12 protein-coding genes are annotated in these 10,240 nt (G+C 55.4%); 10 read left to right on the top strand and 2 right to left on the bottom strand.

The window, feature by feature from the left end:
• The 5 genes from WFM46_RS20460 to ves form a co-directional block, all read left to right on the top strand.
• Positions 1 to 562 (top strand): aldehyde dehydrogenase family protein (locus tag WFM46_RS20460; RefSeq protein WP_336998395.1); only part of this gene is annotated, 562 nt, incomplete at its 5' end.
• Positions 549 to 1,874 (top strand): N-succinylarginine dihydrolase, encoded by a 1,326-nt coding sequence (gene astB, locus WFM46_RS20465; RefSeq protein WP_336998396.1) that lies wholly within the window; start codon positions 549 to 551, stop codon positions 1,872 to 1,874. The genes WFM46_RS20460 and astB, both read left to right, overlap by 14 nt.
• 10 nt (positions 1,875 to 1,884) lie before the next feature.
• Positions 1,885 to 2,850 (top strand): succinylglutamate desuccinylase, encoded by a 966-nt coding sequence (gene astE, locus WFM46_RS20470; RefSeq protein ID WP_336998397.1) that lies wholly within the window; start codon positions 1,885 to 1,887, stop codon positions 2,848 to 2,850.
• 338 nt (positions 2,851 to 3,188) lie between these two features.
• Entirely contained in the window at positions 3,189 to 3,680 is a 492-nt protein-coding gene (gene spy / locus WFM46_RS20475) for an ATP-independent periplasmic protein-refolding chaperone Spy (RefSeq protein WP_103179280.1), read from the top strand.
• Between the two features lie 293 nt (positions 3,681 to 3,973).
• Positions 3,974 to 4,531 (top strand): environmental stress-induced protein Ves, encoded by a 558-nt coding sequence (gene ves, locus WFM46_RS20480; protein ID WP_156654349.1) that lies wholly within the window; start codon positions 3,974 to 3,976, stop codon positions 4,529 to 4,531.
• Here the strand turns inward: ves and cho are convergent.
• Positions 4,500 to 5,387: an excinuclease Cho gene (cho, locus tag WFM46_RS20485; RefSeq protein ID WP_336998398.1), complete on the bottom strand. Its 888-nt coding sequence runs from the start codon at positions 5,385 to 5,387 to the stop codon at positions 4,500 to 4,502. The two genes, ves and cho, sit on opposite strands and share 32 nt — an antisense overlap.
• Before the next feature lie 84 nt (positions 5,388 to 5,471).
• The gene (nadE, locus tag WFM46_RS20490) at positions 5,472 to 6,299 is read right to left on the bottom strand and encodes an ammonia-dependent NAD(+) synthetase (RefSeq protein WP_336998399.1); all 828 of its coding nucleotides are present in this window, start codon (positions 6,297 to 6,299) and stop codon (positions 5,472 to 5,474) included.
• 231 nt (positions 6,300 to 6,530) lie between these two features.
• Here nadE and osmE point away from each other — a divergent pair, with 231 nt between their 5' ends.
• The 5 genes from osmE (at position 6,531) to chbR (ending at position 10,148) form a co-directional block, all read left to right on the top strand.
• Positions 6,531 to 6,872 (top strand): osmotically-inducible lipoprotein OsmE, encoded by a 342-nt coding sequence (gene osmE / locus WFM46_RS20495; RefSeq protein ID WP_103179284.1) that lies wholly within the window; start codon positions 6,531 to 6,533, stop codon positions 6,870 to 6,872.
• A 269-nt stretch (positions 6,873 to 7,141) separates the two neighbouring features.
• Positions 7,142 to 7,462 carry a PTS N,N'-diacetylchitobiose transporter subunit IIB gene (chbB, locus tag WFM46_RS20500; protein ID WP_336998400.1) on the top strand — a complete coding sequence of 107 codons (321 nt, stop codon included), beginning with the start codon at positions 7,142 to 7,144 and terminating at the stop codon, positions 7,460 to 7,462.
• Positions 7,463 to 7,543: 81 nt separating this feature from the next.
• Positions 7,544 to 8,902 (top strand): PTS N,N'-diacetylchitobiose transporter subunit IIC, encoded by a 1,359-nt coding sequence (gene chbC, locus WFM46_RS20505; protein ID WP_103179286.1) that lies wholly within the window; start codon positions 7,544 to 7,546, stop codon positions 8,900 to 8,902.
• Positions 8,903 to 8,947: 45 nt separating this feature from the next.
• The gene (gene chbA, locus WFM46_RS20510) at positions 8,948 to 9,301 is read left to right on the top strand and encodes a PTS N,N'-diacetylchitobiose transporter subunit IIA (protein WP_103179287.1); all 354 of its coding nucleotides are present in this window, start codon (positions 8,948 to 8,950) and stop codon (positions 9,299 to 9,301) included.
• A gap of 28 nt (positions 9,302 to 9,329) precedes the next feature.
• Positions 9,330 to 10,148: a transcriptional regulator ChbR gene (chbR, locus tag WFM46_RS20515; protein WP_214421869.1), complete on the top strand. Its 819-nt coding sequence runs from the start codon at positions 9,330 to 9,332 to the stop codon at positions 10,146 to 10,148.
• The last annotated feature ends 92 nt before the right edge of the window (positions 10,149 to 10,240 follow it).

Here is a 10,240-nt window from a genome sequence, read left to right on the forward strand (position 1 = left end):
GTGGGATGCCAGCGAGCAGCCGTTTATCGGCGTGCTGATTTCCGAACAGGCGGCAAAAAATGTCTATCACGCCTGGCGGGAACATGTCGCCCGCGGCGGCCAGTCGCTGCTGGAGCCACGGCTGGTGAAGGCGGGAACCTCTTTATTAACCCCGACAATCGTCGAGATGACTGGCGTGAGCGGTGTGCCGGACGAAGAGGTCTTTGGTCCGCTGCTCTGCGTCTGGCGCTATGACGATTTTGACCAGGCCATCGCGATGGCAAACGCCACACGCTACGGCCTGTCGTGCGGGCTGATCTCCCCGGATCGTGAGAAATTTGACCAGCTGCTGCTGGAGGCGCGCGCCGGGATTGTGAACTGGAATAAACCGCTCACCGGCGCGGCCAGTACCGCCCCGTTTGGCGGGGTGGGCGCCTCCGGTAACCATCGTGCCAGCGCCTGGTATGCGGCGGATTACTGCGCCTGGCCGATGGCGAGCCTGGAGACGCCGGCCATCGTCCTGCCGGAGCAGTTGAATCCGGGCCTCGATTTTACACGGGAGAAGCGTCATGAAAGCGCGTGAAGTTAACTTCGACGGGCTGGTGGGGTTAACCCACCACTATGCCGGGCTGTCTTTCGGCAATGAGGCCTCCACAAAACACCGCTTTCAGATCTCCAACCCGCGGCTGGCGGCAAAGCAGGGGTTGTTAAAAATGAAGGCGCTAGCGGATGCGGGTTTTCCTCAGGCGGTGATCCCGCCGCAGGAGCGGCCTAACGTCGCCGTCCTGCGCCAGCTCGGGTTTACCGGCAGCGACGAGCAGGTGGTGGAGAAAGCGGGCACCCAAATGCCGCAGCTGCTCTCTGCCGCCAGTTCGGCCTCCTCCATGTGGGTTGCCAACGCCGCGACGGTGGCCCCCTCCGCAGATACCCTCGACGGAAAAGTGCATCTGACGGTGGCGAACCTGAACAACAAGTTCCACCGCGCCAGTGAAGCTGGCACCACGGAACAGGTGCTGCGGGCTATTTTTCGCGATGAGTCCCGGTTCAGTGTCCATACAGCGCTGCCGCAAGTGGCGATGTTCGGCGACGAAGGGGCGGCCAACCATAACCGTCTTGGCGGCGATTATGGCGAGCCGGGTTTGCAACTGTTTGTCTATGGTCGTGATGAGGGAACAGGTTCCGCGCCTGCCCGTTACCCGGCCCGTCAGACTCTGGCCGCAAGCCAGGCCGTTGCCCGCCTGAATCAGGTCAATCCGGGCCAACTGATGTTTGCCCAGCAAAACCCGCTGGTGATCGACCAGGGGGTGTTCCATAACGACGTGATTGCGGTCTCGAACCGCCAGGTGCTGTTCTGCCACGAGCAGGCGTTTGTTCACCAGTCAGCGCTGCTGCACGCCCTGGGCGATCGCGTGCCCGGATTTATGCCGATTGAGGTGCCGACGGAAGCCGTTTCGGTGCAGGATGCGGTGGCAACCTATCTCTTTAACAGCCAGCTGCTGAGCCGTGACGACGGCAGCATGATGCTGGTGCTACCCCAGGAGTCGCAGAACCATCCTGGCGTCTGGCGCTATCTGAATCAGCTGGTGGCCGAGGATAACCCCATCAGCGAGCTGCGGGTGTTCGATCTGCGCGAAAGCATGGCCAACGGCGGCGGTCCGGCCTGTCTGCGCCTGCGCGTGGTGCTCACCCCTGAGGAGCAGCGGGCGGTTAACCCGGCGGTGATGATGAACGATACCCTGTTCAACACCCTTAATGACTGGGTGGATCGCTACTATCGCGATCGGTTGACCCAGGCCGACCTGGTCGATCCGCAGCTTTTACGGGAAGGACGCGAAGCGCTGGATGCCCTGACCCGCATTCTGCAACTGGGCTCCGTCTACCCGTTCCAGCAATAAAGGAGGCGTTATGGAAAATTTTCTGGCGCTGACCATGGCGAATGAAACGCCCGCCCGACGGGAGGGCAAAGGGGCTTCGTTTCACTGGCGCTGGCTGGCACGCGGCGTGCTGGAGCTCGTCCCGGAGGCAGACAGCGAGCGAGCCCTGGTGCTCTCTGCCGGGATACACGGCAACGAAACGGCGCCGGTGGAGATTGTCGACCTGCTGGTCAGGGCGCTCTTTCGCGGCGAACTCTCGCTGCGCTGCCGTCTGCTGATTATCTACGGGAATCCTCCGGCGCTGCGAGCCGGCAAGCGCTACCTGACCTGCGATATCAATCGCCTGTTCAGCGGGCGCGGGGCGCAGTTCCCGGCCTGCGAGGAGACCGAACGGGCGGCGCTGCTGGAGGATCTGTTAGCGGCCTTTTATCAGCAGGCGGGGTCCGATCGCTGGCATCTGGATCTGCATACCGCCATCCGCGCCTCGTATCATGAGCGCTTTGGCGTGCTGCCCCAGCGCAATCAGCCCTGGGATGAGGCGTTTATTCAGTGGCTCGGCGATGCCGGGCTGGAGGCGCTGGTCTTTCATCAGGCCCCGGGGGGCACCTTCACCCACTTCAGCTGTGAGCGCTTTGGCGCCCTGGCCTGTACGCTGGAACTGGGCAAAGCGCTGCCGTTCGGCCATAACGATCTGACCCGCTTCGCCACGACTCATCGGGCGCTGTATGCCCTGCTGAGCGGTGAGGCACCCGAGCAGCATGTTGCTCCTGTCGAGCAGTACCGGGTGGTGCAGCAGATCACCCGCCGCAGCGAGGCCTTTGTGCTGCACATGGCGAGTCATACCCTGAACTTTACGCCGTTCCGCCAGGGGGTATTGTTGGCAGAGGATGGCGAAGAACGCTATGAAGTACAAAAGCCAACCGAGTATGTTCTTTTCCCGAACCCCGCCGTGGCCTTTGGTTTGCGTGCCGGGCTGATGCTGGAAAAAGTTGCCTGAAAATCACCTGACCCCATCTGCGTAACGCGGTGGGGTTGTTTATTTTCTCAGCCATTTCACTCGTCTGCCGTTTTATTACGGATTATTCCTGGTTGTTTGCTTTATTATTAATCTGTTTGTCGGTATACTTCTCCACAATCTCTTTAAAATCATCTGCATGCATATTTTTGTTTCAACTCTCCACGCTTTATCCTTATTTTCTCCATATTTGACGATAATTTGTTTTTTACACTTTCACTGTTTTACCGTTGCTCTGACTAATTGACGATAAACCCCGTAAAGTTAATCTCGTCAACACGGCATAGCGCCGAAGAATAACTGAAAGGAAGGACAAAATTATGCGTAAATTAACTGCACTGTTTGTTGCCTCTACCCTGGCTCTGGGCGCTACCAGCGCGGCGTTCGCCGCTGATACCGCCACCACCACCACGGCTGCACCGACCGAAGGCAAAATGATGCATCACAAAGGTAAGCCGGGCATGCATCACGACATGATGTTTAAAGACCTGAACCTGACGGATGCGCAGAAAGAGCAGATCCGCGACATCATGAAAAGCCAGCGTGACCAGATGAAGCGTCCGCCGGTAGAAGAGCGCCGCGCAATGCATGACATCATCGCCAGCGACGCCTTCGATAAAGCGAAGGCCGAAGCGCAGGTTGATAAGATGGCTGAGCAGCATAAAGCCCGCATGCTGGCGCACATGGAAACCCAGAACAAGATTTACAACATCCTTACCCCGGAACAGAAAAAGCAGTTTAATGCCAATTTTGAGAAGCGTCTGACAGAACGTTCCGCGGCGAAAGGTAAAATGACCACCTCAGCCGAATAATCGGTTCAGCTATTCAAGACCGCCGGAGTCTTGTCCACTCAAGCAGATTTGCTGTGGGCAGGTCCGGCGGTTTTTTCTTTTCCAGCCTCTTGCCAGCCGCCGCCATCCCGGTATTCTCCTGTTATCGATTTGCAGAATGTGTTTGAAATTTCTGACGTTACTTTTTTCGTCGTCAGACTAAGGCCCACCCGCACATCTGCCGATACTGTTCTGCAGCGACCTAACGATAACAAACAAAAAGCGACCGCCCTGGGCGGGGTGCTTTGGCGCGTATTGCGCCATTTGGAGTGGTGATGGAATTCTTCGATATCCGCAAAATGCCGGTTAACCTCTGGCGCAACGGCGCGGGAGAGACGCGCGAAATATGTTGTTTCCCTCCTGCAACCCGGGACTTTAACTGGCGCGCCAGTATTGCCTCCCTTGCCAGCAACGGTGATTTTTCTGTTTCCCCCGGTGTTGATCGGGTGATCACCCTGCTGGAAGGGGGAGAAGTGCATCTGGATGGTGGAAAGGCGTTTAATCACACGCTGCGGCGTCATCAACCCTTCAGCTTTGCCGGAGAACTGCCGGTCAAGGCGCAGCTGCTGGAAGGGCAGATGTCGATGGACTTTAACATCATGACCCGCCGGGATTGCTGCCGGGCTAAGGTGCGGGTGGCGGATCGCACCTTCACGACATTCGCGTCACGCGGCGGCGTGGTGTTTGTGCTGAGCGGCGCCTGGCAGCTGGGTGATAAACTGCTGACCGCCGATCAGGGGGCGTACTGGCATGAGGGCGACCATACCCTGCGATTGCTTAAGGACGAGGGCACCCTGCTGTTCAGCGAGATTTTCTGGCTTCCAGGCCACTGAGCGGAATGATCTCATACTTTCCCGCCAGCAGCGGCTTGCAGAGTATTTTATACCCATCCTGATCAAAACCGGCGGGCGTGCGCAGCAGTTCCGCCGCCTCGTCCAGGCTTTCCACCGCGCCCAGCCAGAGCCAGTTATGGATAATGTGGTAGTGGGTCATCTCCGGGCGCGACTCTTTCAGCGCCACGGCGCAGTCCCACGGCCAGCAGGTGACGCCTATCGCCTGCAACCCTTCAACCAGCCGCTGCTGATGCTCCTCCACGCTCTCTTTCCCGCAGCACGCCCCTGCACAACGCTTCAGGGCGGAGCGGAAACAGGCCCGCCCGCGGCTTAACGACTCCAGCCCCAGCAGGCCGTAACAGAGCTGTCGCTCGTCGGCCAGCGTCTGTAAGGTTTGCAGCGCCGCCCGGCGGTTAGCGAACAGGCCATACAGGTTCGGGGTATGCGAAAAATCGACCTCGCGGGCATAGACGATCTGCGGTTTACCCTCGGTGATTTGCAGCGAGCAGAGCTGGCGGTTGCGACGTAATCGTTTATTGAACAGCGGCTGCTGCTCCTTGATTAAACGCGCTTCCAGCAGCAGGGCGCCCAGCTCGCCCGCGGTTTGCGTCCAGGTGATGCGCCGGGACTGGCGCAGCATAGCGGCTTCGTCCGGCGTGCGCAGATGCGACAGCACCCGGCTGCGGATATTGACGCTCTTGCCGATATAAAGCGGCATGGCATCGCTTTCGCCATGAAAGAAGTAGACGCCTGGCTGCCTGGGAAGTGCCACAAGCCACGGGCGCAGATGTTCGGGATATTCATAGATTGCTGCCGCTTCAAATTCAAGCCGCGGTGCCGATTGACGCCTGCTCACAACATACTCCTGATACTGTTCAGGCATACAGTGTAGCAGCAGTGGTGCGGTTAAAAAAGAGGCGGCATAAGCCGCCCCGTCAGATTACGCTTTCCAGAAGTCGTCAAACACCGTGATCGGCGGGCGACGTTTGTGCTCGGTCTTCAGGTACCAGCCTTCGATAATGCGGGCGGTGCCTTCGTCCAGCGTCTTACCTTCCAGATAATCATCAATATTTTCATAGGTCACGCCCAGCGCAGCTTCGTCAGGCAGGGAAGGGCGATCGTCTTCCAGATCTGCGGTAGGGGCTTTTTTATACAGATGCTCCGGACAGCCCAGCGCGGCCAGCAGCTGTTTGCCCTGGCGCTTGTTGAGACGAAACAGCGGATTAATGTCGGTACCGCCATCGCCATATTTGGTGAAGAAGCCGGTCAGGGCTTCTGCCGCATGGTCTGTCCCCACTACTACGCCGCCGGTCATCCCGGCGATGCTGTACTGCGCCTTCATGCGCTCGCGGGCTTTTTCGTTACCGCGGACGAAATCGCTCAGCTCAATGCCCGCCTCGCGCAGCGCTTTTTCGCTGGCCAGCACTGCTTCTTTAATATTGACGGTCAGCACGCGATCGGGCTGGATGAACGCGATGGCATCCTGACAATCCTGCTCGTCGAACTGCACACCGTAGGGCAGGCGCACCGCGATAAACTGCAGGTCGTTATTCCCCGTTTCGGCACGCAGTTCGTTAATCGCCATCTGGGCGAGCTTCCCGGCGAGCGTAGAGTCCTGACCGCCGCTGATGCCCAGCACCAGCGTTTTCAGAAACGGGAAGCGGGTTAAGTAGGATTTCAAAAAATCGACGCTACGGCGAATCTCTTCTTCCGCATTGATAGTGGGTTTTGCACCCAGTGCCTGGATAATCTCTTGTTGCAGAGCCATCTAGCCCCTCCGTTACACAAATTTGCCTGATGAATGTACTGTTAAAGCTAACCTGTGATGGGTAAAACGACAAGGATCACAAATTTGAATGGAGCGAAATAGAGCGATTTAGCAGGTTATTTTTGTTTTGCCGGAATTTTCCGAAAAAACTTTGCCGTCACGCTTGAGGTTGAAAAATGTGGTTTTCTATTCCAGGCTTACTTAACACGCTGATAAACAAGAGGACGGAATATGAACAAGAACGTAGCAGGAATGTTAGGCGCAGCGGCTGTACTGACTTTACTGGCGGGCTGTACCGCTTATGACCGCACAACCGATCAGTTTAAAGAGCCTGTGGTCAAAGATGTTAAGAAAGGGATGAGCCGCGCTCAGGTCGAGCAGCTGGCCGGTAAGCCATCCTCTGAAGTGACGATGATCCACGCTCGCGGTACCTGCCAGACCTATATCCTGGGTCAACGGGATGGTAAAACCGAAACCTATTTTGTTGCATTAGATGACACAGGTCACGTTATGAACTCTGGCTACCAGACCTGCGCGGAATATGACACCGATCCGCAGGCACCTAAAGCCTGATAACCCTTTTGCCTGAGCAGATCCAAACCGGCCAACTGGCCGGTTTTTCTTTATCCCCCCTATAATCTTATTTCTTATCGCGAATTATTTGCCTGAAATGTGAAGGTTGTCATAACCGCAGGTCAATGAGAGACAATTCCAAAACATCCTGGATTACCACAGCCTTTTCGCTTGCCGTATACTCATCCCATCAGACCAGCCTGCGAGAAGAACGCCCGGTAACGGTGCTGAAGTCGCAGCTAACGCGGTGGCTATATAAGAGGGAAGTCATTATGGAAAAGAAACATATCTATCTGTTTTGCTCAGCAGGCATGTCAACGTCACTGCTGGTGTCAAAGATGCGCGCGCAGGCCGAGAAGTACGAAGTTCCGGTTATCATTGAAGCCTTCCCGGAAACGCTGGCAGGCGAAAAAGGCACCAGTGCCGATGTGGTACTGCTGGGGCCGCAAATTGCCTATATGTTGCCAGAAATTCAGCGTCTGTTACCGAATAAACCGGTTGAAGTGATCGACTCTGCCCTGTACGGCAAAGTGGATGGTTTGGGTGTTCTTAAAGCTGCAGTAGCGGCGATTAAAAAAGCTGATAATTAATTTAATTTTTATTTTTCCCGTCAAAGAGCAATTTCACACATTTACGCCGCAATATTATTGCGGCATTTAAGGGTATTTTCTATGAGTAGATTTATTGCTGCGCTTGAAAAGGTACTCCTTCCTTTTGCAGTTAAAATAGGAAAGCAACCGCATGTCAACGCCATTAAAAACGGTTTTATTAAAGTAATGCCGTTAACACTGGCCGGGGCCATGTTCGTTTTAATTAACAACGTTTTTCTTAGCTTCGGTGATGGTTCATTTTTCTATTCATTAGGCGTGCGTTTAGATCCCTCAACTATTGAAACATTAAATGGTTTCAAGGCCATCGGCGGCAATGTGTACAACGGTACGCTGGGTATTATGTCGCTGATGGCACCTTTCTTTATCGGGATGGCGCTGGCAGAAGAGCGTAAAGTCGACTCACTGGCCGCCGGTTTATTATCTGTCGCTGCGTTTATGACCGTCACCCCTTACAGCGTGGGCGAAGCCTACGCAGTGGGCGCCAACTGGCTGGGCGGGGCAAACATCATCTCCGGCATTGTGATCGGTCTGGTGGTGGCGGAGATGTTTACCTTTATTATTCGACGCAACTGGGTGATTCGCTTACCGGACAGCGTTCCGGCATCGGTATCGCGCTCGTTCTCGGCGCTGATCCCCGGCTTCATTATTCTCTCCATCATGGGGACCATCGCCTGGGCGCTCTCACACTGGGGCACCAACTTCCACCAGATCATCATGGACACCATCTCCACACCGCTGGCATCCATGGGGGGCGTGGTAGGCTGGGCTTACGTGATTTTCACCTCCCTGCTTTGGTTCTTCGGTGTTCACGGCTCTCTGGCGCTGGCTGCGCTGGACAGCGGCATCATGACCCCATGGGCGCTGGAAAACGTGGCGCTCTACCAGCAGTACGGCTCCGTTGACGCAGCGCTGGCGGCCGGTAAAACCTTCCACGTGTGGGCGAAACCGATGCTGGACTCCTACATCTTCCTGGGCGGTACCGGGGCAACGCTGGGCCTGATCATCGCGGTATTTATCACCTCCCGTCGTGCGGATCACCGTCAGGTGGCGAAGCTGGCATTGCCGTCAGGCATCTTCCAGATTAACGAGCCCATCCTGTTCGGTCTGCCGATTATCATGAACCCGGTGATGTTTATTCCGTTCGTCCTGGTGCAGCCGCTGCTGGCGGCCATTACCCTGACGGCTTACTACCTGGGCATCATCCCGCCGGTTACTAACATTGCACCGTGGACCATGCCAGCCGGTCTGGGCGCCTTCTTCAACACCAACGGCAGCGTAGCGGCCTTCTTGCTGGCGATATTTAACCTGGGTGTGGCAACCCTGCTCTATATGCCATTCGTTGCCATCGCCAATAAAGCCCAGACCACCATTGATGAAGAAGAGAGCGAAGAGGATATCGCCCTCGCACTGAAATTCTGATGTCGTATGACGCGGGGCCACCCGCGTCACTACAGGAGAGAAAACATGTTTGATTTAGAGAATGTAGTTGCAGAAGCGGAAGAGGTCGCAGAGAACGATCTTGAAGAAGTGGTGATGGGGCTTATCATCAACTCCGGTCAGGCCCGCAGCCTGGCGTACGCGGCGCTGAAAAAAGCCAAGCAGGGCGATTTCGACACCGCGAAAGAGATGATGGCCCAGTCGCGCACCGCGCTCAATGAAGCGCACCTTGTGCAAACAAAACTGATCGAAAGCGATCAGGGTGAAGGTAAAATGAAGGTCAGCCTGGTGCTGGTACATGCTCAGGACCATCTGATGACCTCCATGCTGGCGCGTGAGCTGGTGGCGGAACTCATCGAACTTCACGAGAAAATGCAGTAGGTCAGACTGATAGCAGGAGGTCAGCGCCATGGAAATCACTACCGCCCGGGAACAACAGCTGTTTAATGGTAAAAATTTTCATGTGTTTATCTACAACAAGGTGGAGAGCATCAGCGGTCTGCATCAGCATGACTACTATGAGTTCACCATCGTGCTGACCGGCCGCTATTTCCAGGAGATCAACGGCAAGCGGGTGCTGCTGGAGCGTGGGGATTTTGTTTTTATCCCGATGGGTTCTCACCATCAGAGCTTTTACGATTTTGGTGCCACGCGCATTCTCAACGTCGGCATCAGTAAACGCTTCTTCGAAACCCACTACTCGCCGCTGCTGCCGTTCTGCTTTGTTGCATCGCAGGTTTATCACGTTAAAAGTGAATTCCTGAACTGGATCGACACTGTTATTGCCTCACTCAACTTCCGCGACAATGAATTCGATGAATTTATTGAAACGGTGACCTTTTACGTCGTCAATCGGCTACGCCATTATCGCGAAGAGCAGCAGGCATCCGACGATATTCCGCAATGGCTGCGCACGACCGTTGAATCGATGCATGACAAGCTGCGTTTTGGTGAAAACGCGCTGGAAAATATGGTGGCGCTATCGGGAAAATCCCAGGAATACCTGACCCGCGCCACCCAGCGTTATTACCAGAAAACACCGATGCAGATTATTAATGAAATACGGATCAATTTCGCCAGAAAACAGCTGGAAATCACCAATTATTCGGTGACGGATATTGCTTACGAATCCGGTTATAGCAGTCCGAGTCTGTTTATTAAAACCTTTAAGAAATTGACCTCATTTACCCCTAACAGCTACCGGAAAAACCTCACAGTTATTAATTAACGTCCGGCGGGTTTACCGCCGGGAATATCGATTAACAGGCTTGCCCAATATAAATGGGACGGGATCGCTATACTTAAAAAGCGGATCTCCAG

This window comes from Leclercia sp. M50, from assembly GCF_037150775.1.
Classification (GTDB): Bacteria; Pseudomonadota; Gammaproteobacteria; order Enterobacterales; family Enterobacteriaceae; genus Enterobacter.